The sequence below is a fragment of the Streptomyces sp. NPDC021080 genome, assembly GCF_044333225.1.
Taxonomy (GTDB): domain Bacteria; phylum Actinomycetota; class Actinomycetes; order Streptomycetales; family Streptomycetaceae; genus Streptomyces.
Genome location: NZ_JBIRQM010000010.1, coordinates 365,445 through 390,442 on the forward strand (window position 1 = coordinate 365,445; position 24,998 = coordinate 390,442).

Below are 24,998 nucleotides of genomic sequence, written 5' to 3' on the forward strand. Positions count from 1 at the left end.
CTCCTGTTGGGTTGATTTCCTTGCGTACACCCCGGCCGGGCGGTCGCGACCCTTATGAGAGGGGCACGACCCTCTCCACGGTGGGGTGGTCCGGGTGGCCGATCACCGCGACTCCATTACTGGTCAGCACGCGGGTGTCGGGCGAGATGATGTCCAGGTGGTACTGGGTGTACGGAGTGAGTCCGAGGCCGAAGTGCAGACAGCCTTCCGTGCCGCCGTACACCTCGTTCATGGCGTGGTTCCCGGGCAGGATGTCGTGCGAGGTGTTGAGGGCGTGGCCGATCTCCCAGACGATCCGGTACCGGGAGTCCACGGCGAACATCTGCTCCAGCATCGCCACGGCCGGCGCCGCTCCCGCGTCCAGCGCCCGAAGGCGCGTGATCCGGCCGTCCTCGACGGTGGCCTTGATCGCGTTGTCGTGCATCGCCCAGAGCTGCGCGTGGATACGGGCCTGGTCGGCGCGGGAGAAGGAGGGGGTGCCGTTGTGCAGGATCGGGTAGCCGCGCAGCGTGATCTCGCCCTCCAGCGGCAGCTTCAGCGCCTCGTCGAACTCCCTGATCTCGACGGGCAGCACGCTGATCTCGCCGGACGGGACGATCTGCTGGTCGCCCCAGTCCAGCGGGCCGGCCTGCTGGTTCCACACCAGGCCCTCGCGCAGGTGGTCGAGGGTGGCGCGGGTGCCGTGCACGGGATCGAGGTACACGAGCTGCTCGGAGTCCTCGGCGAGTTCGAAGAAGGTGTCGCAGAACGCCGCCTGGTCGGCCGCCGAGGTCCGTTCCATGACCCCGAGGAAGTGCCGGATCTCGTCGAGGGTCGTCGGCGTCGAGTTGCACGCCATGCCCATGATCTTCCGCTGCCCCACCAGAGCGGGGTCGGGTGACTCGAAGAACCTGTGGGGCGAGACCACGAGCACGTGCGCGGGTTCCGGGATCTTCTTTTCGAGAATTTCCTCGAACCGGTCTCCGGCGTCCAGTGTGATGGTGAGGAATTCACGGTACGGCGCCGTCTCGACAACGTCGATCCGGTCCACCAGTTCGGAATTCGTGATCAGACAGAAGGTGCTTCCGGTGGCTTCACCGAACTGGCTGAAGCGGCCGGGATCAATTGCTATCTGCGCGGACACGATCACTCCCGTCATGACCTTTTCACGTTTTCTCGCCGTGGTCTCCAATGTGACGGTTCGTGGGGGCGAAGGGATATAGGACGATGGTCCCTGCGCCCTGTTTCGCGACTGGTACTTCCGACCGTGTCGGGATGGACGGGGAGTGCGGTAGTTTCTTCGGCCGCCGTCCCGCGCCCGCGGACCGGTTCCCCGGTCCCCGCCACGGACGAAGGGGCCGGTCCCCCGGCGGACGAGGGGCCGGCCCGATGGTGACCGCCGGGAGCGTCAGCGGGTGCGCGCCGCGGCCACGGGGGTGGCCGGGGTCCGCCGGGACACCGCGCGACGGACTCCGGTGCCGGTGAAGGCCAGTGCCGCCGCGGCGACGAGCCCCAGCAGGGCCAGGCCGGCCCCGTAGTCGCCGTACGTCCCGTAGAGCACCCCCATGACCAGGGGCGGCAGGAATCCGCCCAGGCCCCCCGCGGCGCCGACGATGCCGGTGACGGAGCCGACCTGGTTTCCCGGGGCCAGCAGTGCCACCAGGGCGAAGACCGCTCCGCTGCCCGCGCCGAGGGCGGCGCCCATGGCGAGGAAGGCGGTGGTGCCCACCGGGGCCAGCGAGGGGGTCAGCGACTGCACGGCCGCTCCGGCGAGCAGGACGCTCAGCGATCCGGTGAGGACCCGGACCGGTCCGGCCCGGTCCGACAGCCAGCCGCCGACCGGCCGCATCGCCACGGCCAGCAGCACGAATCCGGCCATCCGGTCCGCGGCGTCGGCCTGGGGCAGGCCGTAGCCGGTCTTGAGGTAGGTCGGCAGGTAGACGGAGAAGGCCACGTAGCCGCCGAACGCCACCGCGTACAGGGCCGAGGCCTGCCAGGTGATGCCCAGACGGACGGTGGCGGCCAGCCGGCGGGTGAGCGGCTCCGTCGGCACGGCGCGCCCCGGGGCGTCGCGCAGCAGGAGCGCCGCCGTCACCGCGTACACGGCCAGCACGGCGGCGGTGATCAGGAACGGGGTGGCCAGGCCGTGCGCGTCCACCAGCTTCACCGTGGTCAGGGCGCTGACGGCGGTACCGCCCATGCCCGCGCCGAAGACGCCGATGGCCAGGCCCCTGCGCTCGGGCGGGAACCAGGCGCTGACGAGCGGCACCCCGACGGCGAAGGCCGTGCCTCCGATGCCGAGGAAGAAACCGCCGGCCAGCAGGGCCGCCAGCGAGGAGTGCCCGGCGAGACCGAGGTAGAGCACCGGGACGATCGTGGCCGCCGAGACCAGCGGGAACATCACCCGGCCGCCGAACCGGTCGGTGAGGGCACCCACCGGGATGCGGCCCAGTGAGCCGACCACGACCGGCACCGCCACCAGGAGCGACTGCTGGAAGGAGGACAGGCCGAGGGAGTCCTTGAAGCGCGGGCCGAGCGGGCTGAGCAGCGCCCACGCCCAGAAGTTGACCGCGAAGCCGGCGGTGGCCAGCGCCAGCATCAGCCACGCCCGGCCGGGTACGGCCACGGGCCGGGGCACCGGTTCCCGCCCGTGCTCCTGCCCGTGCCCCTGCTCCGGGTCCCGGTTTCTCGACGATTGCAGCATTCCGCCCGCTCCTTCACTCACGCCGACCGGGCCCGGTCGTCCCCCGGTCCCGCAGGGCGGGCGGGCCGTTCGCGCACCTCGCCGCCCCGGAGCCAGAATCCGCGAGACGGCGACCCCGCGGTGTGGGCCACCCGGCCCCGGCCGGCCGGCCGATGGGCCAGACAGGCGCGGCCGACCGGGCCGGCCCGCGAGGGCCGATGCGGGTGCGCCGCTCACGCGTGCGAGCGTGGAAGGGGCGAAGTGGGGGAAACCCAAAGGAAGTTGTCCCTCACGGACCGCCCCGTGGACAACGGCGGCCGTTCCCCACGGTCACCGGTCACCGGTCACCGGTCACCGGGCACTGGTCACCGGGCAGCGCCCCGCGTGACTCCGTCCCCCTCCCCCCATGCACGGAGGCTCCACCCATGCTGCGAGGCATCGACGTCAGCGCCTACCAGTCGTCCGATTACGGCACCGCCGGCCTCTCCTTCGTCTTCGTCAAGGCGACGGAAGGCCGCTCGTACGTCAACCCGAAACTCACCGCGCAGGTGCGGACCGCCCGCGACGCGGACTGCGTCGTCGGCTTCTACCACTTCCTGTGGCCCGGCAACATCACCGCCCAGGCCGCGTACTTCGTGAGCAAGACCCCCGAGCGGGCGGGAGACCTGCTCGCCGTCGACTGGGAGACCACCGGCGACGGCACCCACGCGAGCAACGCCGAGAAGGACCGCTTCATCCGCCGGGTGAAGGAGCTCCGCCCCGACAACCGCGTGGTGCTCTACACGAACCGGGACTTCTGGCTGAACGTCGACACCACCTCGTACGCCGGTGACGGCCTGTGGATCGCCGACTACGTGACCGCCGGCGAGCCCCGCATCCAGGCGAAGTGGCGCTTCCACCAGTACACCTCCGAGCCGGTGGACCGGGACGTCGCGGACTTCGACACCGAGGCGGCCCTGCGCGCGTGGGCGGACAGCGCCTAGAGGCCGTCGGATCACCGCCGTCCGCCGGGCCCGGAAGAGCGGCGGGCGGGCGGCGGCCGGGACCGGAGTACGGTTGCCTTACCGAGCGCACCTCGCACGCCGCCATCCGTCGCGGCGTCGCCCTCGGGGAACGGCAAGGCCGGAGCACATCGCGTCCGGCAGGAAATGAGCCGCCCCACATGAGTCTGATGAGTCTCGGAGTACTGGCCTCCTCCCGCAAGGAGAACGAGTTCCGGTTGCCGCTGCACCCCGGCCACCTCGACCGGATCGCCCCGGACGTGCGCGAGAGGATCTTCCTCGAACGGGGCTACGGCCGGCGTTTCGGCGTCACCGACGACGCGCTGCGGCCCCTGGTGGCCGGATTGCGCTCCCGCGAGGAACTCGTCGCCGAGTGCGACATCCTGCTGCTGCCCAAGCCCCTGCACGACGACCTCGCCGAGCTGCGCGAGGGCCAGGTGCTGTGGGGATGGCCGCACTGCGTGCAGGACGAGAAGATGACCCAGATCGGCATCGACCGGCGGCTGACGCTGATCGCCTGGGAAGCCATGAACCACTGGACCTCCTCGGGCGCCTTCAGCGTCCATGTGTTCCACAAGAACAACGAGCTCGCGGGCTACTGCTCGGTGCTGCACGCCCTGCAGCTCGGCGGGCTGACCGGCAGCTACGGGCGCCGCCTGCGCGCGGTGGTCATCAGTTTCGGCGCCACGGCGCGCGGAGCGGTCACCGGCCTGGGCGCCATGGGGGTCTCCGACGTCACGGTGCTCACACAGCGCGCCGCCGCGGCGGTGGCCTCGCCGATGCCCTCGGTCGTGATGGGCCACTTCGAGGAGCAGCCGGGCACCTCCTCACGCCTGCAGGCCTCCACTCCGGCCGGGCCCGTGCCGCTGGCGGAGTACCTGGCCGGATTCGACATCATCGTCAACTGCATCCTGCAGGACACCGACGCGCCGCTCATGTTCGTCACCGACGAGGAACTCGCCCGGTTCCGGCCGGGCACGTTCTTCATCGACGTCGCCTGCGACGAGGGCATGGGCTTCGCCTGGGCCCGCCCGACCACCTTCGGCGAGCCCATGCCCACCGTCGGAGCGGGCTGCCACTACTACGCGGTGGATCACAGCCCGTCCCACTTGTGGAACTCCGCCACCTGGGAGATCAGCGAGGCGCTCCTTCCCTACCTGCGCAAGGTCATGGGCGGCCCCACCGCATGGGACGCCGACGTCACGGTCCGCAAGGCCATCGAAATCCGTGACGGCGTCGTCCAGAATCCGAAGATCCTCTCCTTCCAGCACCGCTCCGCCGTCTACCCGCACGCTCCACGGATCCCGGTGGGCTCACTGAGCCGGGCGGTCTAGATCCGGTTCGTGGCCTGCGGACCGCTCACCCGCGGAAGTCCGCCGCGCGCTCCGGGGGCGAACGTCCTGTTCCGGGACGTACGGCGTCCGGGCGGCCCGGAACCCGGCAACGCCGGGGCCGGGGCACCCGGACGACGGGGGTGTCACGCCGGAGGGCGCCCACCGGAACTCCGGCGGGCGCCCCTCCGGACGGCGTCACTTGTTCAGGTGGATCCAGAACTCGTCGAACGAGAGGACCTTGTCGCCGTTGAGGTCACGGGTGGCGATGACGGCCTCCGCCACCGACTCGGTGACGTTCCAGTCGCCGCCCTGGGCGAGAGCGGTCTTGAACTCGGCCGCGGTGATGAACCCGTCACCGTCCGAATCGATCCGCTCGAACTGCTTGCGTGCTTCCTCGATGTCGGCCACCGGTCCGCCCCTTCGTCGTGCATCACCGCATGCGTGACTGCATGGGCGACTGCTGTGTGTACGGAGGTCAGATTAACGGTCCGCGTGAGCGCGCAGTGCCGCGACCACCCACGCGAACTCCTCACGGTGCGCCGACAGCGGGTCCATGCCGCGCGCGAGGGCGCTCAGCTCCCGGAAACGGGCCACCTCGGCATGGGCCGCGGACTCCATGCGGGCCAGGACGGCGGCCCGGTCCGCGGTGCCGAGGAGCCCCCTCAGCACCGTGTCCGCCTCCGGGCTCCCGGGGTCCACGCCTCGCTCCAGCGCCTCGCCCGCGAGGTGCACCAGCCGGCTCATGAACCACAGGGAGGTGCCCGGCGGCACGTCCGGCCCCCGGTCCGCCGCGTTGAACTCGATCATCTCGCGCATCCGGGCGCGGAAGCCGCGGTCCTGGATCAGCTCGGCCAGCTCCACCCAGGCGTCCACCTGCTCGGGGGTCGGGTCGTCCGGCAGATCACCGACGCCGAACCGCAGCCGGGTGCGGATGTCGGGGTCGGCGGTGTCCAGTCCGCCGAAGGTCTCCTCCATGAAATCGTCGATGATGCGTCCGCGTTCGGCGGCCGAGAGCCGCGCCAGCTTGTTCATGAGTGTCGTCTCCTGTGCGCTCGAACCACGTCGTGCCACGGTCGACAGCACCGCCCGGGTCACCTTCAGCGACCTGATCTGCGCGTCCAGCGCGGCCACGTGCGCGGCCGCCACTTCCGCCACCGTCGTCTCGCCCGCCAGGATCCCGCGCACGTCGCCGAGACCCAGCCCGAGTTCGCGCAGGGTCCGGATGAGCTCCAGGCGGGCCACGGAACCGGCGTCGTACAGCCGGTAGCCGCCCGCCGACCTGGCCGCCGGGGGCAGCGCGCCCTCGTCCGACCAGTACCGGATGGTGCGGACGCTCAGGCCGGTGTTCCGGGACAGTTCGCCGATGGTGAAGAGTCCGGTGCCGTCGTCGATCATGTCTGCGAGTCTGGGCCTTCCAGTGGGTGGAGACTCAAGGAGCGCGTGATGGACACCTTGCGGGACATCCTCGACGCGGCCGCGCGGGATGTCTTCCCGCCGGACGACGGCACCACCACGATCGTGCGGGCGCCCTCGCTCCGGGACACGGGCGTCCTCTCCCTCACCGCTCACTCGGTCGTCTTCACCGACGAGGATCCGCGGTGGGTGCGGGCCGCGCTGCGGGCGGCCGGCTGCGACCCGCTCGCCGCCCCGCTCAGCCCCCGTTTCCTCACGGCCCTGATGGACCGCACGGGCCGCGCCCACGACACGGTGGACGCCCTGCTGGTGGCGGCGCCGCTGCCCGGCGAGACGCTCCTGGACCTGGTGGAGCTCACCGGTCCCGACCATCCCCGCGTCGCGTACGCGCGCGGGCGCCGCGACGAGGTGCGGGCCTGGGAGGCGGACGGCGGGGTGGTGGTGCTGGGGCGCGGGGTGGCCGGCCGGCTCGAGGTCTCGGTCGAGGTGACGGACGGCGTACGGCACCGGGGCCTGGGCAGGCTGCTGGTGACGGCCGCCCGGCACCTCGCGACGGAACCGGTGTGGGCGCAGGTCTCGCCGGGCAACGCCCGCAGTCTGCGGGCGTTCCAGGCGGCGGGCTACCTGCCGGTGGGCGCGGAGGCGCTGCTGCTCCCGGCCCGCTGAGCGGGTCGGCGAACGGCGAACGGCCCGGCGCGGGCGGGTCAGCGGAAGATGCCGGTGTGGCCGAGCGAGTACCGGCCGGGCTGGGGGTAGACGGCGAGGCCGTGCGGACCGCTGCCGACGTGGATGCGGGCGATCTGGTCTCCGGTGCGGGTGTCGATGGCGTACACCTCCGAGTTGTACCGGCCGGAGAGCCACAGGACCTTGCCGTCCGCCGAGACGCCGCCCATGTCGGGGCTGCCGCCGTCGGGCAGACGCCACTTCTTGGTGAGGCGGTTCTGCTTGAAGTCGAAGATGGAGATGGTGCCTTCGCCGCGGTTGGAGATGTACATCTCGCGCGAGTCCCGGCTGACGTAGAGGCCGTGGGCGCCCTTGCCCGTGTGCAGCAGGGTCGGCCGGGTGAACTTGTCGCCGTCGAGGATCCACACGCCGTCGGCCATCATGTCGGCGATGTAGAACCGCTTGCCGTCCGGGGAGATCTTGACGTCCTGCGGCATCGCCCCGTGGAACGGCAGCTTCTGCTGGCCGATCACCTTCATCCGCTCGGTGTCGACCTTCAGGAGTTCGCCGCTGAACTCGCAGGACACGATGAAGTAGCGGCCGTCCGGGGAGAAGTCGGCGTGGTTGACGCCGTAGCAGCTGACCGGCTCCGTCCTGACGGTCTTCATGGTGTGCGCGTCGCGGAAGACGAGCTCGCGGTCGAGGGAGGCCATCACGATCGCGTACTTGCCGTTGGGCGTGAAGTAGAGGTTGTACGGGTCGTGCACGTCGACGGGTTCGCCGGCCTTGCCGGTCTTCGGGTCGATGGGGGTGAGGGTGTTGCCCCGGTCGTTGTTGACCCACAGGGTCTTCAGGTCCCAGGAGGGAACGACGTGCTGGGGCTGGACGCCGACCGGGATCGTCTCGATGACCTTGTACGTGTGCGGGTCGATGACCGAGACCGTGTTGGAGTTGGTGTTGGGCACGTAGACGCGCGAGGGGAAGTCCTTGACCACCGGGGAGAGTCGGTTCGGCCGGTCGGCGGCGTAGACGTCCGTCGGGTCCAGCAGGGGAGGCATGCCGGGCAGGCCCTGGACGGCCGGCTTCTTCACCGGAGCCGGCCGGACGGCCGCCTTGGTGGTGCGGTGGACCTGCTCGGCGTGGTCCGGGGATGTCCCGCCGCAGCCCGCGAGGGCGGCGAACGTGGTGAGGGCGGTGCCGGCGATCAGCGCACGGCGCAGGGAGGAGGGTGGCGTCAGCATCAGCTCAGCAGCTCCGTGGTGGTGACCGCGCCGAGGCCGCGGCGGTCGAGTTCGTGCAGAAGGGAGGGGAGGGCGGCGACCGTGTCGGCGTATCCGAAGTGCAGGCTCACGACGGAGCCGGGACGGACCTCGGCCAGTACCTTGCGGGTGACGGCGGCGGCTCCCGGCGAGGTGTAGTCGAGGGAGTCGACGTCGTAGGAGAGCGTGTGGGGGTAGCCCGCCTCGCGGGCGAGGCGCTGGACCAGGGGGGAGGCCCGGGGGCTGCGGGAGGGCCGGAACCAGGTGCCGATCGAGCCGGTGAGCCGCCTCAGGCGGTCCGCGCAGCCCCGGATCTCCGCGGCCGCCTCCGTCGCCGTCATCGCGTTGATGTCGAGGTGGCGAAGCGTGTGGTTGCCGAGGTCGTGGCCGCCGTCGAGGATGCGGCGGGCGAGGTCCGGGTGCTCGTCCAGCCAGGTGCCGACGGCGAGGACGGTGATCCGGGCGCCCGCCTTCTCCGCCTCGCCGAGCAGCGCCTTCGCGACGGCGGGGTCGCCCTGGCCGTGGAAGGTGAGCGCCACTTTGGACGGGTGGGTGCGGGGGCCGTGGGTGATTTCGGGGGGCTGGGCGGGATAGCCGCGGGGGGTGGGGGCGGTCGCGGGGGTTCCGCGGGTCGCCGTGGCGGGGGGTGCGCTGGGCGCGGCCGGAGGTGCCGTGAGGCCCTGGGCGTGGGCGGCTCGCGGGGCGGAACAGCCCGCGGTCGTTCCGGCGGCGAGGGTTCCTGCCGTGAGCGCGAGTCCCGTGAGCAGGGCAGCGCGCCGGGGCGGGGCGGGGGCTGCGTGGTCTTCGGCGGGCATGGTCACCGGACCATTTAAGGGCGAATCAGCCGAAAAACCGGCGATTGACCCAACCGGGTGGTGGTGCGGGTCGCTGCGCGGCTCGCACACACGACCCCACGAGCCCCCGGGCACGGGACCGCAGACCTCCGAGCACGGGACGCGACGTTCCGGGCACGGGACCGCAGACCTCCGGGCACGAGGCGCGACGTTCCAGGCGCAGGAACACAGACCTCCGGGCACGAGGCGCGACGTTCCAGGCGCAGGAACACAGACCTCCGGGCACGAGGCGCAACGTTCCAGGCGCAGGAACACAGACCTCCGGGCACGGGAACGCCGGCTCCCCGACGCGGGCACGCAGACTTCCCGGTGCAGGAACGTCGGCTCCCCAGCGTGTGGCTGCAGACTTCCCGGTACGGGACCACAGGCTTCCCGGCGCGGGAGCACAGGCTCTCGGTACGGGACCACAACGCCAACTCCCCGGCGCAGGGCCGCAGTCTTCCCGCGCGGGAGTGCAAGCCTTCGGGTGCGAGGACCGTGAGCGGAGTGGGAGACCCCTGTTTTGGATCAGTCGGACAGGTCTGCGATAGTCGGCAGTGCGACCTCCCCCCATTGACCCGGGCCACGGTTGTCGCCGGTGGCGCGGTTCACACCCCATTCGTTCCGCGGCACCCCGCAAGCCCCGGCTGCCATGCGGCCGGGGCTTATGCGTGCCCCGAGGCATGCGTGCCGCCCGAGCCCCCCGCGCATCCGGAGTCCATGCGTGACCAGTCGACGCGGGCCGGGGTCGGCCCGGAGCCGGCGGTCGACGTGGGTCAGCGGTCGACGACGCGCATCTCGAACCAGGTGGTCTTGCCGCGGGGCAGCAGGTCGACGCCCCAGCGGTCGGAGAGCTTGTCGACGAGGAAGAGACCCCGGCCGCTCAGGTCCATCTCCTGGACCGGCATGAGACAGGGAAGGCCGCGGGAGGGGTCACGGACCTCGATGCGGATCCAGCCGCGGCGGCGGCGCATACGGAGTCCGAACACACGGGCGCCGGTGTGCCGTACGGCGTTGCCCACGAGTTCGGAGACGAGTAAGACCGCGTCCTCGGTCATCTTCGGGGACAGACCCCAGTGGCGCAGAACCACGACCTGGGTGAGCCGGCGCGCGGTGGCCGCGGACTCCGGGCGGGACGGCAACGGCACCTCTCCCTCGGTGGGATTGCCGAACAACTCCAGCGCCTTGAGCGCTCGTTCGTCCTCGACCGCAGGTGTCCAGCGCGCCGCGGTCGCACTTCCGTGCCGCCGCGGCTGTTCCATACCCTCCAGCCCCGCCATGCCCCCCATCATGGACGCCCAGAGCCCCTTTCGGGGCCGTTCCACGGGAATAGGCCCCCCGGAACACGACATTCCGCCCCATCCGATCGGCATATGCCAGAGGCAGTTCAGGGGCGACGACAGCCCGTCCGACCTGCCAGAACAGGCCGGTCGAGGGCAATCGCCACCGTCCGACGGCAAGGCGTGCTTAAGGTTGTCTTAAGCCTGGGATAAAACGCCCCAACGGGGGACGCCGCCATGACACCGCGTCAACCGCGCGTCGACCGGAGGGAAGGGCGGGGGCACAGCCGGACCGCGCCGGCCGGGAACGGGGAACCCCGCTCCGGGGGGACGAGCCCCCGGGAGACGGGACCCCGGCCCGGGAGACGGGGCACCGTTCACCGGGCCGGCGCGGCGGACGGCTCAGAGGAACTTCGCCTTGCCGGGGCCCTCTTCCACGAAGCTCCGCATGCCCCGCTCGCGGTCCTCGGTCGCGAACAGGCCGGAGAACCAGTTCCGCTCGATGGCCAGTCCGGTCTCGATGTCCGTCTCCAGACCCGCGTCGACGGACTCCTTCGCGGCCCGCAGCGCGATGGCCGGGCCCTGCGCGAGCCTGGCGGCCCAGGCGTGGGCGGCGGTGTAGACCTCGTCGGCGGGCACGACCCGGTCGACCAGCCCGAGCGTGAGGGCCTCGTCGGCCTTGACCATGCGGCCGGTGAAGATGAGGTCCTTGGCCTTGGAGGGGCCGATCAGCCGGGAGAGCCGCTGGGTGCCGCCTGCGCCGGGGATCAGGCCGAGCAGGATCTCGGGCTGGCCAAGCTTGGCGTTGTCCCCGGCGATGCGGTAGTCGGCGCACAGGGCCAGTTCGCAGCCGCCGCCGAGCGCGTACCCTGTGACGGCGGCGACGACGGGCTTGGGGATGCGGGCGACGGCGGTGAAGGAGTCCTGCAGGGCCCGGGACCGCACGACCATCGCGGCGTGGTCCATGGCCTGCATCTCCTTGATGTCCGCGCCCGCCGCGAACACCTTCTCCCCGCCGTACAGCACCACGGCACGGACGTCCGGCCGGGCCGTGGCCTCCTCGGCCAGCTCCTTGAGGCGGTCCTGCGTCGCCACGTCCAGGGCGTTCATGGGAGGGCGGTCCAGGCGGATGGTGCCCACGCCTTCGGCCACTTCGAGATGCACAGTCATGGAAGCAGGTTAGTGGCCGTTAACGGCACCGGGCCGGGTGTGCTGAGTCACAGCACACCCGGCCCGGTGGAGAACGGTCACGCGATCGGGTCGGACGGAGTCACCCGATCCGCTCGGAGGCGGCCGGCCGATCCCCTGCCGGACCGTCACACGATCCGTTCCGGCGCATCACTTGATCCAGTCCGCCCAGGGTATGTTCCAGCCGTTGAGACCGTTGGCCGGGTCGACCGTCGGGTCGGTGGAGTTCTTCACGACCACCACGTCACCGACCATCGAGTGGTTGAAGAACCAGGCGGCCGGCACGCCGCTGTCGTAGCCGCCGCGCACGTCCCGCAGGCCGACGCAGCCGTGGCTGGCGTTGTAGTTGCCGAAGGCGCCGCCGCCCCAGTAGTTGCCGTGCACGAAGGTGCCGGAGCTGGTCAGGCGCATGGCGTGCGGGACGTCCTTGATGTCGTACTCGCCGTCGTAGCCGACCGTGTCGCCGTTCATCCGGGTCACGGTGAACTTCTCGCTGATGACCATCTGGCCGTTCCAGGTGGCGTAGCCGGGCTTGCCGGTGGTCACCGGGATGGTCTTGACGACCTTGCCCTCCTGCATGACCTTCATCGTGTGCTTCTTGGCGTCCACGACGGACACCTGGTCGCGGCCGATGGTGAAGGAGACCGTCTTGGCCTGCTTGCCGTAGACGCCCTTGCGGCCCTCGACGCCGTCGAGGTTCAGCTTCACGGTGACCTTGGTGCCGGCCTTCCAGTACTTCTCGGGCCGGAAGTCGAGGCGGTCGTTGCCGAACCAGTGGCCCTGGACGTCGACGGCCGGCTCGGTCGTGATCTTGATGGCCTTCTCGACGTCGTCCGGCTTGGTGATGCCCCGGGTGAAGCGGACCGAGAACGGCATGCCGACGCCGACCTTGGAGCCGTCCTCGGGCGTGAAGTTGCCGGTGAAGGTGTTCTGCGGGCTCAGCGTCGTGAAGGACGAGTCCTCGGCCGCCGTGCGGCCCTCGGAGTCCTTCGCGACCGCGTGCACCTGGTACTTGGTGGACGCCGCGAGGTGTGTGGCGGGCGTCCAGCCGCTGCCGTCGGCCGATATCTCGCCGTCGATCTTCGCGCCCTCGTTGTCCTTGACGGTGACCTCGGTCAGTTTGCCCTTACTGGCCGTGACCTTGAGGGTGCCGCTGGTGTCGACGTCCTTGGCGCCGGCCTTCGGCGCGATCGTGACGACGGCCACCGACTGCTTGCTCTCCGTGGTGGTGCTGCCCTTGCCGTCCTTGTCCTTCCCTGCGGACCCCGAGTCCGTTCCCCCGCCCCCGCCGCAGGCCGTGACGGCCAGCAGCGCACCGCCGACGATCACCGCCCACCGCTTGTTGCGGCCGCGTGAGCGTCCACCTGCCGACGCCCCCGATATCGGTCGCACGTTCACAGTCTTTCTCCCCTCGCAAGGCCTGATCAGGCCCCCACCCCGGCGCGTCCCACGCGATCACTGGCGCATATTAACCTCACGGTTTTGAGCTCCGTGTCAGGTGAATGTCACCGTTCCGTCGCAACTTGGACCATCGACCGCGAAGATGGTTGCACCGGGGAGCGAAGATCAGTCGACTGCGCTGCCCGTCTTCCACTCCTTCCAGCCCATGTTCCAGCCGCCGAGTCCGTTGTCGGGGGCGACCGTCTTGTCCTTGCTGTGGACGACCTCGATGACGTCACCGATGAGGCTGCGGTCGAAGAACCAGCCCGCCGGGGTGTCGGAACTGCCGCCCTTCACGTCCCTGAGACCCACGCAGCCATGGCTGACGTTGGTGTTGCCGAAGGCGTCCGGCGCCCAGTAGTTGCCGTGCAGGAAGGTGCCGGAGTCGGTCAGGCGCATCGCGTGCGGCACGTCGGGGATGTCGTACTCACCGCCGAAGCCGACGGTCCGGCTGTTCATCCGGGTCACCTCGAGCATCTCGGTGACGACCATCTTCCCGTTGTACGTCGTCGTCTTCGGCGCCCCGGCCGTGATCGGCACCGTGGCGAGGAGGTTGCCGTCGCGGCGCACCTCCATGGTGTGGGCGCGGGCGTCGACGAGGGACGTCTGGTCGCGGCCGACGGTGAACGAGAAGGACCTGGACTGGAGTCCGTACACGCCGGGTGCCCCTTCGACGTCGCGCAGCCGCAGTGCCACGGTGACCTTCGTGCCCGGTTTCCAGTACCGCTCCGGGCGGAAGTCGACGCGGCCGCCGCCGAACCAGTGCGCGCGGATCTGCACCGCCGGGTGCGCCTCGACGTGGATGGCGCGCTCGACGGCGGCCCGGTTCGCGATCTCCCGGTTGAACTGGAGGGAGACGATCATCCCGGTGCCGACGACGGAGCGGTCCTCCGGAGTGACGTACCCGATGAACCGTTCGCCGGGGACGGCCGTGGTGAACGTCGTGTGGCGGGCCGAGCGGTGCCCGTCGCCGTCCAGGGCCACCGCGTCCACGGTGTACTTGGCGGCCAGGGCGAGCCGCGCCTCGTCCGGTTTCCAGGACAGGCCGTCCTCGCTGATGTGTCCCGGTACGGGTGACTCCTCGGCGTCCTGGGACCTGACGACCTTCACGGACTCCAGGCGCCCGCGGGGCACCCGCACCAGCAGTGCCTCCTGCGGCCGTACGCCCTTGGTGTTGTCGTCGGGCGAGACGTGGATGACGTCTTCGGGCGACCTCGGTTTGCCGAACGCCTCCCCGATCCCGTCCGGGATCGGGGAGGAGGTGCAGCCGGAGGCTCCGGCCAGCAGACCGGCCCAGGTCACTGCGGCGGCCAGCGCGGCCCCTGCGCGCCGCGCGCGCGTCTGTACGTGCTTCACAAGGGACCCAACGACGCCGCCGCTGCGGGGAAACGTGAGTGCGAGCCACGCTCTGGGCAGAACAGTGGGGAGGACGACGCGCCAAGGAGCCGCGGCCGGGACGCCGTGCACCCTTTTCCGTGCCGTTCCACGAGCCGTGGGAGGCTGACCGGTGTCGAGCGCACCCGAGCAGGAGGCGGTCCACGAGGGACGCGCCGCGGGCGGCGGGCTGCCCGCGCAGACCGTCACGGACCCGGCGGGGCCGTCCGCCGCCGCACCCGCGGCCGCGGACCCGGCGGTGGGGCCGGCCGCTCCCGCGCTGAACGGCTCACGGCGCCCGGCGGCGCCGCCGCCCGTCGACGCCTGGCCGGGTGCCCCGACCCCGCTCGGCGCACGCTTCAGGGCGGGTCCCGACGGCACCACGGGCACCAACTTCGCGCTGTGGGCGGGCGGCGCGGAAGCCGTCGACCTGTGCCTCTTCGACGAGGAGGGCACCGAGACACGCGTCCCGCTGACCGAACTCACCCACGAGATCTGGCACGGCTTCGTCCCCGGCGTGCTTCCCGGCCGCCGCTACGGCTTCAGGGTGCACGGCCGCTGGGACCCGTGGACCGGAGCCCGCTGGAACCCGGCGAAACTGCTCCTCGACCCGTACGCCCGTGCGGTGGACGGCGACTTCACCCTGCCGCCCGAGGTGTACGGGCACGTCCGCGACTGGCCCCAGCAGCAGGTCGCCGACACCGTGCGCGACGACCGCGACTCGGCGCCGCTGGTCCCCAAGGGCGTGGTCGTCCAGGACGACGACGACTGGTCGGACGACCACCGCCCCAAGACCCCCTGGGCGGACTCGGTCATCTACGAACTGCACGTGCGCGGATTCACCCGTCTGCACCCCTCGATCCCCGAGGAACTGCGCGGCACGTACGCCGGACTGGCGCATCCGGCGGCGATCGAGCACCTGGTGGACCTCGGGGTGACGGCGGTGGAGCTGCTGCCGGTGCACCAGTTCGCGCACGAGGACCACCTGCTGCGCCGGGGCCTGAGGAACTACTGGGGCTACAACTCGATCGGCTACTTCGCCCCGCACGCGGCCTACGCCGCCTCCGGCACGCGCGGCCAACAGGTCGGCGAGTTCAAACGGATGGTGCGCGCACTGCACGCGGCGGGGATCGAGGTCATCCTCGACGTGGTCTACAACCACACCGCGGAGGCGGGCGAGCTGGGCCCGATGCTGTCGCTGCGCGGCATCGACAACCGGGGGTACTACCGGCTCCAGTCGGACGCCCGCCGCTACGCCGACTACACGGGCTGCGGCAACACCCTGCACGTCGTGCAGCCGCAGGTGCTGCGGCTGATCACGGACTCGCTGCGCTACTGGGTCACCGAGATGGGCGTCGACGGCTTCCGCTTCGACCTGGCGGCGGCCCTGGCCCGGTCCATGCACGACGTCGACATGCTGTCGCCGTTCCTCGCCGTCATCGCCCAGGATCCGGTGCTGCGCCGGGTCAAACTGATCGCCGAACCCTGGGACGTGGGCTCCGGCGGCTACCAGGTCGGCGCCTTCCCGCCGCTGTGGACGGAGTGGAACGACCGCTACCGCAACGCCGTACGGGACTTCTGGCGCGGGGCGCTGCCCGACGTACGGGACCTCGGCTACCGCCTGTCGGGGTCGAGCGACCTGTACGCCTGGGGCGGCCGGCGCCCGTACGCCTCCGTCAACTTCGTGACCGCGCACGACGGATTCACCCTGCGCGACCTCGTGTCGTACGAACGCAAGCACAACGAGGCCAACGGCGAGGGCAACCGGGACGGCACCGACGACAACCGGGCCTGGAACGGCGGGGCCGAGGGCGAGAGCGAGGACGAGGGCCTGCAGGCGCTGCGTCGGCGCCAGCTGAGGAACCTGCTGACGACACTGCTGCTGTCCACGGGGGTGCCGATGCTGGTCGCCGGGGACGAGTTCGGGCGCACCCAGCGGGGCAACAACAACGCCTACTGCCAGGACAACGAGATCAGCTGGGTCGACTGGTCGCAGCTCGACGACCCGCACTGGCGGGCGCTGTTCGAGCTGACGTCCCGTCTGATCGCGCTGCGGCACGCGCATCCCGTGCTGCGCCGCCGGGCGTTCTTCTCCGGGCGGGCGCACTCGGCGGACGGACTGCGGGACCTGGCCTGGTTCACCGCACGGGGCACCGAGATGACGGAACGGGACTGGTACGCGCCCGCGGCGACCCTCGGCATGTACCTGTCCGGCCGGGACATCCCCGGCCGGGACGCGCGGGGCGTCCCGGTCGTCGACGACAGCTTCCTCGCCGTGCTGCACGCCGGGGACCGGCCGGCCTCCTTCGAGCTGCCGGGGACGCCCTGGGCCGCCGGGTACGAGGTGGTCGTGGACACCTCGCGCGAGGACCAGGCGGAGGCGCCCGCGCTCACGCACCGGGCGGGCACGGCGATCACGGTCCCGGCGCGGTCCGTCCTGCTGCTGAGGGTCCGCTGAGGGCACGGCCCCCGCGGCCGCCCGGCGCGGAGGTCAGCCGAGGATGCCCCGCTCGTACGCCGTCGCCACCGCCGCCGCACGGTCCTTGACGCCCAGCTTGCCGTACACGTGGGTGAGATGGGTCTTCACGGTCGCCTCGCTGATGAACAGTTCACGGGCGATCTCGCGGTTGGAGGTGCCCCTGGCCACCAGGACCAGCACCTCGCGTTCGCGGGCCGAGAGGGACTCGGCGGAGGCGGGCGCGCGCACGGCCGAGACCAGCCGGGAGGCGACGGCCGGGGACAGGACGGTGCGGCCCTCGGCCGCGGCCCGGACCGCCGTGAACAGGTCGTCGCGGGGCGCGTCCTTGAGCAGATAGCCGGTCGCGCCCGCCTCGATCGCGGGCAGGGTGTCGGAGTCGGTGTCGTAGGTGGTGAGGACGAGGACCCGGGCGCGGGAGCGGCGCCGGGTCAGTTCGGCGATGGCGTCCACTCCCCCGCCGCCCGGCATGCGCAGGTCCATCAGGATCACGTCCGGGTCGAGGACGGCGGCCCGCTCGAGCGCCTCGACCCCGTTCACCGCCTCGCCGACGACCGTGAAACCGGGCGCGGACTCGAACATGCCGCGCAGGCCGTCGCGTACGACGGGATGGTCGTCGACGATCAGCAGCGAGATGCGGGGGTCATCGGTCATGGCGTACCAACGGTACGCGAGCCGACAGCGCCGTGCCGTGGCCCGGTTCGGACTCCACGGCGAGGTGGCCGGCGATGCGTTCGGCCCGGGCGCGCATGCCGTCGAGGCCGAATCCGCCGGTGCCGGTGCGGGCCGGGACGGCGAGCGGGTCGAAGCCGCGGCCGTCGTCGCGGACGTCGAGGGTGACCTCGTCGCCCATGAAACTCAGGGTCACCCCGACCCGGCCGGCCGCCGCGTGGCGCCCGGCGTTGGAGAGGGCTTCCTGGGCGATGCGCAGGAGGGTGGCGGAGACCTCGTCGTGGAGCTGCTCACTGGTGCCGGTGACGGTGAACTCGGCGCGTACTCCCGTGCGTTCGCCCCATTCGGCGACCGTCTTCTTCAACGCCTCGGGAAGACCGTCGTCCGCCAGCGCCACCGGGGCCAGGTTGTGCACCGAGCGGCGGGCCTCGCCGAGGCTGTGGCGGGCGAGCGCCGAGGCGCGTTCGAGGTGGACGCGGGCGCCGGCGGGATCGGGCGCGTTCGCCACGACCTGGAGCTGGGCGATGATGCCGGTCAGCCCCTGGGCGATGGTGTCGTGGATCTCGGCGGCCAGCCGCCGGCGTTCGTCGGCGACCCCGGCTTCCCGTGCCTGGACGAGGAGTTGGGAGTGAAGCGCGGCGTTCTCGTCGAGGGCCTGCTGCAACGCGGCGTTGGTGCGCTCGAGTTCGGCGATGGTCTCGGTACGCTCACGGACCCGCTGCGCCTCCTGGGTGGTGAGGTGGGCGACCACCATCTGCAGGCCGGAGTTGGCGGCCAGGAGACCGGCGAAGACGATCCACTGGGTTCCGCCCTCGAACGGCATTCCGCCCGCCTGCGCGCCGGCCACGGTGACCGCGCTCGCGAACAGTCCGAGCCGCTGCCACCTGCCCGGTATCAGTTCGTCGGCGTCCATGTAGCCGCAGGCGGCGTAGAACGCGAAGAACGGGGTGATCCAGGTGAGGGCGAAGGCGAGGGCCCACCGGACGGCGTAGTACGCCGTCCCGGCCCGGGACGGCGTCCGGCCGCGGCCGGACCGGCGGGGACGGGTGCCCTGCCACCACAGCTGGAGCACGACCCCCGCACCGGACAGGGCCCAGGCGGCGTACCACTTGGCCCAGGCGGCGTGCGGATCGGCGGAGGCGACCGCGAGGACGATGCTGGTGCCCAGCAGCCCGTAGGGCCCCCAGGTGTGGAGCTGCTCCCAGCGCCGGTCGAGCTGTCGGTCCGTCACGGTCATGGGCCCAGTCTGCACGGCCGGCCGCCTACTCCCACCGGAACCAGCGGACGGCCGCACCGGTCAGCAGCAGGATCCACACCGCCAGCACGCCGAGGTGACCCCAGCCCGGCCAGTGACCGGCCGCCGCCTGGTTCAGCGCCTGCGCGGCCGCGCCGAAGGGGGTGAAGCCGACGATCCGGGCCATCAGGTGCGGCATGGACTGCACCGGCAGCCACACACCCGCGCAGAACATCGACGGGAAGAACACGGCCGATCCGATCGCGCCGGCGATCTTCGTCGTACGGGACAGCGCCGACACCACCGATCCGAGGGCGAGGGCGACCAGGACGGCCGCCAGCAGGGCGAGGAGGTAGCCGAGGGGCTGCCTCGGCAGGCGTACGCCGAAGGCGAGCCGGCCGACCGCGAGCACGAGCAGCGCCGACGCCAGGGCGGCACCGCCGTACACCGCCGTCTGCGCGGACAGCAGGGCACCGGGGCGGACCGGGGTGGTGGCCATGCGGCGCAGGATGCCGCGCTCGCGGTAGCCGGTGAGGGTCTGCGGCATCGACTGCAGTCCGCCGACGATCAGGCCGAGCAGGACGGCCACCGGGACGTAGACGTCGATGGTGCGCAGACCGCCGAGATCGGCCTGGTGCTGCCGGAAGGACGGGATCGAGCCGAGGATCACCAGCAGGAGGGTCGGGAAGAGCAGGATCCAGAACAGGGCGCCGGGTTCACGCCGGAAGAGGCGGATCTCGGTGCGCAGGACGGCGGTGTTCATGCCGTGGCCTCCCGGGTCAGGTCGAGGAACGCGTCGTCGAGCGTGGCGTCGGTGACGCGCAGCTGGTGGGCTGTGACGCGATGGCGGGCGAGCAGGGTGACGACGGCGTTGACCGTCTCGTCGGTGCCGGACAGCGTGACGCGGCCGTCCTTGTGCTCGACGGACGCCAGCGCGGGGAGCGCCGCCAGGTCACGCTCGTCCAGCGGGGCGGACGGGGTGAAGCTGATGACGGTGGAACCGGCGGAGCGGCGGATCAGACCGGCCGGGGTGTCCAGGGCGGCCACGCGTCCCTTGTCGATGACCGCGATCCGGTCGCACAGCCGCTGCGCCTCCTCCATGAAGTGCGTGACCAGCAGGACCGTGACGCCCCGCTCGCGGACGTCCTCGATCAGCTCCCAGGTGTCGCGGCGGGCCCGCGGGTCGAGTCCGGTGGTCAGCTCGTCGAGCACGACCACGCGCGGGCCGCCGATCAGCGCGAGCGCGATGAACAGACGCTGCTTCTGGCCGCCGGAGAGCTTTCCGAAGCCGGTGCCGAGCCGGCCGGTCAGGCCGAGGCGTTCGGCCAGCGGGCGCCAGTCGGCGGGGTCCGGGTAGAACGCGGAGTACAGCTCCAGCGCCTCGCGCACGGTGAGTTTCGGCTGGAGTTCGCTCTCCTGGAGCTGGGCGCCGAGGACGCGGCTGGTGGCCTCGCGGTCGGCGACGGGGTCGAGGCCGGCGACCCGGACCCGGCCGGCGTCGGGGACCCGCAGCCCCTCGACGCATTCGACGGTGGTGGTCTTGCCGGCGCCGTTCGGGCCGAGGATCCCGAAGATCTCGCCCTCCTCGACGGTGAAGGAGACGTCGTCGACGACGGCCCGGCCGTTGTAGGACTTGCGCAGTCCGCTCACTTCGATGACTGACATGCCCCGAGAGTCCCAGCGCGGCCCCCGCCGTCACATCGGCCATCGCGCTCGGACCGGCATCAGCCGATCGGTTGATACGGCGGTACGACCGCGCGGTCGCCGGGCCCGGCCGCGGACCCTTCGCTCCCCTCAGGTACGCCGAAAACTCGGTGGGCACTGTCAGTGGTGAAACGTAGGCTCGCTCGTGATGACCACTCTCGATGCAGTCACCACCGACCACCCCCGCCGTTCGACCGTACGCAGCCTGCTGCGCCTGTGGCCGTACGTACGGCCGGTGCGGGCGCGCCTGTTCGGCGCGGCGTTCGTCGCGGTGGTCGCGTCCTGTCTCTCGCTCGTGTTCCCGCTGATCCTGAAGTGGATGGTGGACGGTCCGGTCGCCGGGCACGATCCGGCGGGGGTGTGGCTCGGGGCGCTGTACCTGCTGCTGCTCGGCATCGCCGAGGCCGGTCTGTTCGGGCTGCGCCGGTGGCTGGTGGCCCGCCCGCTGGCCGGGGTCGAGGCGGGGATGCGGGCCGGCCTGTACCGCCATCTGCAGCGGCTGCCGGTCGCCTTCCACGACCGCTGGGCGTCGGGCCAGCTGCTGTCCCGGGCGACGACCGATCTGATGCTGGTCCGCATGTTCCTGGCGTTCCCGCTGACCTTCCTGCTGGTGAACGGCGTGACGATCCTCGCGGGCATCGCCATCATGCTGGCCCAGCAGTGGACCCTCGGGCTGGTGCTCCTCGCCCCCGCGCTTCCCGTCATGGTCGTCTGCTGGTTCTTCGAGCGGCGCTACTCGGAAGTGGCGCGACGGGCGCAGGACCAGGTCGGCGATCTGACGACGGTGGTCGAGGAGAGCGTGCTCGGCATCCGGATCATCAAGGGGTTCGGGCGCCACCGCAGCCAGGCGCGCGCGTTTCGCGAACTGTCCCGGACACTGCGCGGCACGGAACTGGTCAAGGCCCGGCTGCTCGCCTCGATCTGGGGTGTCATCGTCACCCTGCCCGAGTTCGCGATCGGTGCCGCCCTCGTCCTCGGCACGGTCCAGGTCGCCGACGGCCGTCTGTCCGCCGGCACGCTGGTCGCGTTCCTGTCGACCGCGCTCGCGCTGCGCTGGCCCGTCGACTCGATCGGCTTCCTCCTCGCGATGAGCCAGGAGGCGGCGACGGCGACGGAGCGGTACTTCGAGGTCATGAACGCGACGCCGGAGTCGGACGACACGGCCGTCCTGGCCGGGCCGGTGACGCCCCGGGAACCCGCGACCGGGTCCGCGCGGAACGACAGCGGGCCGGCCGCGCGGGACGGCGATGCCTCGGCCGCGCCGGGCGGCAACGCCCCGGCCGGGCGGCAGGGCAGCGTCACTGCCGGGCGGGACAGCAGGGCCACGGCCACGCGCGAGGGCGGCGCCGAGGGCCTGTCCGGCGAGGCCACGCCTGCCATCGCCACGGCCACGCGGGACAGCGACGCCACGGCCGCACGGGAGGGCGGCGAACCGGTCGAGCGGGCCGCCCACACGGCCGAGGGCCGGGACCGGGGCGAGGGCCAGGGCCGGGACAAAAGCCGGAGCGAGGGCCGGGACCGGGACGAAGACCAGGACCAGGACGAAAGCCGGAGCGAAGGCCGGGACCGGGGCGAGGGCGGACTGCGGTTCCACGGAGTCGAGTTCCGCTATCCCGACGCTCCCGCGGACGCGCCGCCCGTGCTGGCCCGCATCGACCTGCACGTACGCCCCGGCGAGAGCATGGCGCTCGTCGGGGCCACCGGCACCGGCAAGACCACCCTCACCGCGCTCGTCCCCCGCCTGCACGAGGTGACGTCCGGCCGGATCACCCTGGACGGCCGGGACATCACCGGGATGCCCCGCGAGGAACTGCGCGAACTCGTCGCCGTCGCCTTCGAGGAACCCACCCTCTTCTCGGCCACGGTCGGCGAGAACGTCCTGATGGGCGCCGCCGATTCTGCCGGCCGCGCGGAGCTGGACCGCGCCCTCGCCGTCGCGCAGGCCGACTTCGCGCACGCGCTGCCCCAGGGCACGGCCACGCAGGTCGGCGAACAGGGCCTCAGCCTCTCCGGCGGGCAGCGGCAGCGGCTCGCCCTGGCCCGCGCGGTGGTCGGCCGGCCGCGTTTCCTGGTGCTCGACGACCCGCTGTCGGCGCTGGACGTGCACACCGAGGCGGCCGTCGAGGCCGCTCTGCGCCGGGTACTGGCGGAGACGACCGCGCTGATCGTGGCGCACCGCCCGTCCACGGTCCTGCTGGCCGACCGGGTGGCCCTGCTCTCCGGCGGCCGGATCGCGGCGGTCGGCACCCACCACGAACTGCTGCGCACCCATGCCGAATACGCCCACCTGATGTCGGGGGCAGAGGAGGACGGCCGATGACGGCGGCGCCCACGACCACCGCACCGGACAAGGAACCGAACGAGGAACCGGACGGGGGTCCGGACGGGGGTCCGGACGGGGGTCCGGACGGGGGTCCGGACCAAGGAGCCGGCGGAGGAACCGGACGGGGTCCCGGCGAGGCGGGGGACAGCGGACGGAGCGGTGAACCGGACACGGACCGGAACGACGGCACCGGAACCGCCATCGACACCGGCACCGATACCCCGGACGACGGACCCGACGACGGACCGGACGGTCGGCGGCACAAGAGCCCCGCGGCCCCGGAACCCGAGCCGTACCAGGACCCGTTCGACCACGACACCCTGCCCACTCCCCCGGGCGCGACCGCGACGCTGCTGCGCTCGCTGCTCGCCCCGCTCCGGGCCCGGGTGGCCGTGACCACCGTCCTGCTGCTGCTCCAGCAGGCCGCCGTGCAGGCGGGCCCGCTGCTGGTGGCGTACGCCATCGACCGTGCCGTACCGGCCTTCCGACGGGACGACCACGGTCCGCTGATCGCCGTCGGTGCCGCCTACCTGGTGTGCTCGGCGGCCTCCGGCGCCCTCCAGTACGCGTTCATCATCGCCTCGGCCCGGGTCAACCAGGACGTGCTGCTCGATCTGCGCGGCCGGATCTTCCGGCACGCCCAGGCGCTCAGCATCGACTTCCACGAGCGCTACACCTCGGGCCGGCTGATCTCCCGTTCCACGACGGATGTCGAGTCGCTGCGCGAACTGCTCAGCGAGGGGCTCCAGGAACTCGTCACGGTCATCCTCTCCTTCGTCTACATCTCGGCGATGCTGCTCTGGCTGGACCCGGGCCTCGGCGCGGTCGCGGTGGCCTCCTTCGTGCCGCTGTACCTGCTCATCCGCCGCTACCAGCGCCGCGCGGGCAGGATCTTCGCCGTCCGCTCGACGACGATCGCCGCGGTGATCGTGAAGTTCGCGGAGACGATGAACGGCATCCGGCCGGTGCGCGCGTTCCGCCGGGAGGCCGCCAACGAGGCCGAGTTCAAGGTGCTCAACACGCGGCACGAGAGGACGAACGGCGACGCCCTGCTGGAGATGGCCCAATACGTCGTCGGCTCCCGTCTCGTCGCCAACACGGCGGTCGCGGGCATCGTGCTCTGGGGCGCCCACCGGGTGGCGTCGGGTTCGCTGGCACTCGGTGTGCTCGCCGCGGCGGTCCTCTACCTGCGCCGGCTCTACGACCCCATCGACCGTCTCGGGATGTTCCTGAACTCCTACCAGTCCGCGGCGGCCTCGCTGGAGAAGATCGCCGGCCTGCTGGCCCAGACGCCGTCCGTGCCGGAGCCGTCCGTGCCCCGGCAGCTGCCGGCCCTCGCCTCCGAACACCCCGGCCGTGAGGTCGTGTTCGACGGGGTCCGCTTCGCGTACCGCACGGGCGGGGAGGTCCTGCCCTCCTTCTCGCTCACGCTGCCCGCCGGCCAGACGGTGGCCGTCGTCGGCTCGACCGGCGCCGGCAAGTCGACGCTGGCCAAGCTCCTGGCCCGGTTCTACGACCCCTCCGACGGGCGGGTCCTGCTCGACGGCGTCGATCTGCGCGAGCTGCCGGTGCCCGAACTGCGGCGCGGGGTCGTGATGGTGACCCAGGAGGCGTTCCTGTTCTCGGGCACGGTCGCCGAGAACATCGCGATCGGCCGCCCCGAGGCGTCCCGCGAGGAGATCGAGCAGGCGGCGAAGGCGATCGGCGCACACGATTTCATCAGCGCGCTGCCCGACGGCTACGACACGGACGTACGCAAGCGCGGCGGCCGGATCTCCGCGGGCCAGCGTCAGCTCGTCGCCTTCGCCCGGGCCCTGCTAGCCGACCCGGCCGTCCTGATCCTCGACGAGGCGACCAGCTCCCTCGACATCCCGGGCGAACGGGCGGTGCAGCGCGCCATGTCGACGGTCCTGCGGGGCCGTACGGCGGTGGTCATCGCGCACCGGCTGTCGACGGTGGCGATCGCCGACCGGGTGCTGGTGATGGAGCACGGCCGGATCGTCGAGGACGGCACACCCGACGAACTCGTTGCGGGCACGGGCCGGTTCGCCGATCTGCACAGGGCCTGGCGCGACAGCCTCGTCTGACGGCGGAGGGACGAGGGGCGGGCCGAGGAGTGGGCCGAGGAACGGACCGAGGGGT

20 protein-coding genes are annotated in these 24,998 nt (G+C 71.9%); 6 read left to right on the forward strand and 14 right to left on the reverse strand.

All coding sequences use genetic code 11. The features are described 5' to 3' along the window. Positions 1–52 precede the first annotated feature (52 nt). Positions 53–1,138: a hypothetical protein gene (locus ACH4S8_RS26025; RefSeq protein WP_398397976.1), complete on the reverse strand. Its 1,086-nt coding sequence runs from the start codon at positions 1,136–1,138 to the stop codon at positions 53–55. Between the two features lie 249 nt (positions 1,139–1,387). Further along, positions 1,388–2,578: an MFS transporter gene (locus ACH4S8_RS26030; RefSeq protein WP_398398067.1), complete on the reverse strand. Its 1,191-nt coding sequence runs from the start codon at positions 2,576–2,578 to the stop codon at positions 1,388–1,390. Between the two features lie 509 nt (positions 2,579–3,087). Here ACH4S8_RS26030 and ACH4S8_RS26035 point away from each other — a divergent pair. Together ACH4S8_RS26035 and ACH4S8_RS26040 are read left to right on the forward strand one after the other, a co-directional pair. After that, entirely contained in the window at positions 3,088–3,645 is a 558-nt protein-coding gene (locus tag ACH4S8_RS26035; protein WP_398397978.1) for a glycoside hydrolase family 25 protein, read from the forward strand. Positions 3,646–3,824: 179 nt separating this feature from the next. Further along, complete coding sequence (locus tag ACH4S8_RS26040) at positions 3,825–4,997, forward strand: N(5)-(carboxyethyl)ornithine synthase (RefSeq protein ID WP_398397980.1); 1,173 nt, start codon at positions 3,825–3,827, stop codon at positions 4,995–4,997. Between the two features lie 195 nt (positions 4,998–5,192). On the opposite strand, the gene ACH4S8_RS26045 is transcribed toward ACH4S8_RS26040, so the two are convergent. Together ACH4S8_RS26045 and ACH4S8_RS26050 are read right to left on the reverse strand one after the other, a co-directional pair. After that, positions 5,193–5,405, reverse strand: a complete 213-nt coding sequence (locus tag ACH4S8_RS26045) for an EF-hand domain-containing protein (protein WP_398397982.1) — start codon at positions 5,403–5,405, stop codon at positions 5,193–5,195. Between the two features lie 72 nt (positions 5,406–5,477). Continuing rightward, a complete protein-coding gene (locus ACH4S8_RS26050; RefSeq protein ID WP_398397985.1) occupies positions 5,478–6,392 on the reverse strand; it encodes a MerR family transcriptional regulator in 915 nt (304 codons plus the stop codon). Positions 6,393–6,440: 48 nt separating this feature from the next. On the opposite strand from ACH4S8_RS26050, the gene ACH4S8_RS26055 reads away from it, so the two are divergent. Further along, on the forward strand, positions 6,441–7,076 hold the full coding sequence (locus ACH4S8_RS26055) for a GNAT family N-acetyltransferase (RefSeq protein WP_398397988.1): 636 nt from the start codon (positions 6,441–6,443) through the stop codon (positions 7,074–7,076). A 38-nt stretch (positions 7,077–7,114) separates the two neighbouring features. Here ACH4S8_RS26055 and ACH4S8_RS26060 read toward each other — a convergent pair whose 3' ends face one another. The 6 genes from ACH4S8_RS26060 to ACH4S8_RS26085 all read right to left on the reverse strand — a co-directional run bounded on the left by ACH4S8_RS26060 (position 7,115) and on the right by ACH4S8_RS26085 (position 14,429). Next, complete coding sequence (locus ACH4S8_RS26060) at positions 7,115–8,314, reverse strand: YncE family protein (protein WP_398397990.1); 1,200 nt, start codon at positions 8,312–8,314, stop codon at positions 7,115–7,117. Next, positions 8,314–9,147, reverse strand: a complete 834-nt coding sequence (locus tag ACH4S8_RS26065) for a polysaccharide deacetylase family protein (RefSeq protein ID WP_398397992.1) — start codon at positions 9,145–9,147, stop codon at positions 8,314–8,316. Before ACH4S8_RS26065 ends, ACH4S8_RS26060 begins: the two co-directional genes overlap by 1 nt. Positions 9,148–9,941: 794 nt before the next feature. Continuing rightward, positions 9,942–10,445 carry an ATP-binding protein gene (locus ACH4S8_RS26070; protein ID WP_398397995.1) on the reverse strand — a complete coding sequence of 168 codons (504 nt, stop codon included), beginning with the start codon at positions 10,443–10,445 and terminating at the stop codon, positions 9,942–9,944. Between the two features lie 402 nt (positions 10,446–10,847). After that, the gene (locus ACH4S8_RS26075) at positions 10,848–11,615 is read right to left on the reverse strand and encodes an enoyl-CoA hydratase/isomerase family protein (protein ID WP_398397997.1); all 768 of its coding nucleotides are present in this window, start codon (positions 11,613–11,615) and stop codon (positions 10,848–10,850) included. 168 nt (positions 11,616–11,783) lie between these two features. Beyond that, a complete protein-coding gene (locus ACH4S8_RS26080) occupies positions 11,784–13,031 on the reverse strand; it encodes an Ig-like domain-containing protein (protein WP_398397999.1) in 1,248 nt (415 codons plus the stop codon). A 168-nt stretch (positions 13,032–13,199) separates the two neighbouring features. Beyond that, positions 13,200–14,429 (reverse strand): Ig-like domain-containing protein, encoded by a 1,230-nt coding sequence (locus ACH4S8_RS26085; RefSeq protein WP_398398001.1) that lies wholly within the window; start codon positions 14,427–14,429, stop codon positions 13,200–13,202. A 151-nt stretch (positions 14,430–14,580) separates the two neighbouring features. On the opposite strand from ACH4S8_RS26085, the gene glgX reads away from it, so the two are divergent. Further along, a complete protein-coding gene (gene glgX, locus ACH4S8_RS26090) occupies positions 14,581–16,905 on the forward strand; it encodes a glycogen debranching protein GlgX (protein WP_398398004.1) in 2,325 nt (774 codons plus the stop codon). Positions 16,906–16,938: 33 nt separating this feature from the next. Here the strand turns inward: glgX and ACH4S8_RS26095 are convergent, their stop codons facing one another. Genes ACH4S8_RS26095 through ACH4S8_RS26110 form a run of 4 tightly spaced genes read right to left on the reverse strand, consistent with a single transcriptional unit; the run spans position 16,939 to position 20,494 of the window. Beyond that, entirely contained in the window at positions 16,939–17,577 is a 639-nt protein-coding gene (locus tag ACH4S8_RS26095) for a response regulator (RefSeq protein ID WP_398398006.1), read from the reverse strand. Beyond that, positions 17,567–18,832, reverse strand: coding sequence for a sensor histidine kinase (locus tag ACH4S8_RS26100; protein ID WP_398398009.1), 1,266 nt, complete (start codon positions 18,830–18,832; stop codon positions 17,567–17,569). The genes ACH4S8_RS26095 and ACH4S8_RS26100 overlap by 11 nt, the downstream gene beginning before the upstream one ends. Positions 18,833–18,857: 25 nt before the next feature. Next, a complete protein-coding gene (locus ACH4S8_RS26105; RefSeq protein WP_398398012.1) occupies positions 18,858–19,592 on the reverse strand; it encodes an ABC transporter permease in 735 nt (244 codons plus the stop codon). Further along, complete coding sequence (locus tag ACH4S8_RS26110; RefSeq protein WP_398398014.1) at positions 19,589–20,494, reverse strand: ABC transporter ATP-binding protein; 906 nt, start codon at positions 20,492–20,494, stop codon at positions 19,589–19,591. The genes ACH4S8_RS26105 and ACH4S8_RS26110 overlap by 4 nt, the downstream gene beginning before the upstream one ends. A 187-nt stretch (positions 20,495–20,681) precedes the next feature. Here ACH4S8_RS26110 and ACH4S8_RS26115 point away from each other — a divergent pair, with 187 nt between their 5' ends. Together ACH4S8_RS26115 and ACH4S8_RS26120 are read left to right on the forward strand one after the other, a co-directional pair. Continuing rightward, positions 20,682–22,853 carry an ABC transporter transmembrane domain-containing protein gene (locus ACH4S8_RS26115; protein WP_398398016.1) on the forward strand — a complete coding sequence of 724 codons (2,172 nt, stop codon included), beginning with the start codon at positions 20,682–20,684 and terminating at the stop codon, positions 22,851–22,853. Next, on the forward strand, positions 22,850–24,943 hold the full coding sequence (locus tag ACH4S8_RS26120; protein WP_398398018.1) for an ABC transporter ATP-binding protein: 2,094 nt from the start codon (positions 22,850–22,852) through the stop codon (positions 24,941–24,943). The genes ACH4S8_RS26115 and ACH4S8_RS26120 overlap by 4 nt, the downstream gene beginning before the upstream one ends. Positions 24,944–24,998: the final 55 nt, after the last annotated feature.

What these genes read in the sequence shown, in the direction of transcription:
- ACH4S8_RS26115 (WP_398398016.1), top strand. Translation starts at nt 20,682, where the DNA reads ATGACCACTCTCGATGCAGTCACCACCGACCACCCCCGCCGTTCGACC.
- ACH4S8_RS26120 (WP_398398018.1), top strand. Translation starts at nt 22,850, where the DNA reads ATGACGGCGGCGCCCACGACCACCGCACCGGACAAGGAACCGAACGAG.
- ACH4S8_RS26040 (WP_398397980.1), top strand. Translation starts at nt 3,825, where the DNA reads ATGAGTCTGATGAGTCTCGGAGTACTGGCCTCCTCCCGCAAGGAGAAC.
- ACH4S8_RS26110 (WP_398398014.1), bottom strand. Translation starts at nt 20,494, where the DNA reads ATGTCAGTCATCGAAGTGAGCGGACTGCGCAAGTCCTACAACGGCCGG.
- ACH4S8_RS26030 (WP_398398067.1), bottom strand. Translation starts at nt 2,578, where the DNA reads ATGCTGGCGCTGGCCACCGCCGGCTTCGCGGTCAACTTCTGGGCGTGG.
- ACH4S8_RS26095 (WP_398398006.1), bottom strand. Translation starts at nt 17,577, where the DNA reads ATGACCGATGACCCCCGCATCTCGCTGCTGATCGTCGACGACCATCCC.
- ACH4S8_RS26025 (WP_398397976.1), bottom strand. Translation starts at nt 1,138, where the DNA reads ATGACGGGAGTGATCGTGTCCGCGCAGATAGCAATTGATCCCGGCCGC.
- ACH4S8_RS26060 (WP_398397990.1), bottom strand. Translation starts at nt 8,314, where the DNA reads ATGCTGACGCCACCCTCCTCCCTGCGCCGTGCGCTGATCGCCGGCACC.
- ACH4S8_RS26050 (WP_398397985.1), bottom strand. Translation starts at nt 6,392, where the DNA reads ATGATCGACGACGGCACCGGACTCTTCACCATCGGCGAACTGTCCCGG.
- ACH4S8_RS26055 (WP_398397988.1), top strand. Translation starts at nt 6,441, where the DNA reads ATGGACACCTTGCGGGACATCCTCGACGCGGCCGCGCGGGATGTCTTC.
- ACH4S8_RS26100 (WP_398398009.1), bottom strand. Translation starts at nt 18,832, where the DNA reads ATGACCGTGACGGACCGACAGCTCGACCGGCGCTGGGAGCAGCTCCAC.
- ACH4S8_RS26035 (WP_398397978.1), top strand. Translation starts at nt 3,088, where the DNA reads ATGCTGCGAGGCATCGACGTCAGCGCCTACCAGTCGTCCGATTACGGC.
- ACH4S8_RS26105 (WP_398398012.1), bottom strand. Translation starts at nt 19,592, where the DNA reads ATGAACACCGCCGTCCTGCGCACCGAGATCCGCCTCTTCCGGCGTGAA.
- ACH4S8_RS26065 (WP_398397992.1), bottom strand. Translation starts at nt 9,147, where the DNA reads ATGCCCGCCGAAGACCACGCAGCCCCCGCCCCGCCCCGGCGCGCTGCC.
- ACH4S8_RS26075 (WP_398397997.1), bottom strand. Translation starts at nt 11,615, where the DNA reads ATGACTGTGCATCTCGAAGTGGCCGAAGGCGTGGGCACCATCCGCCTG.
- ACH4S8_RS26070 (WP_398397995.1), bottom strand. Translation starts at nt 10,445, where the DNA reads ATGGCGGGGCTGGAGGGTATGGAACAGCCGCGGCGGCACGGAAGTGCG.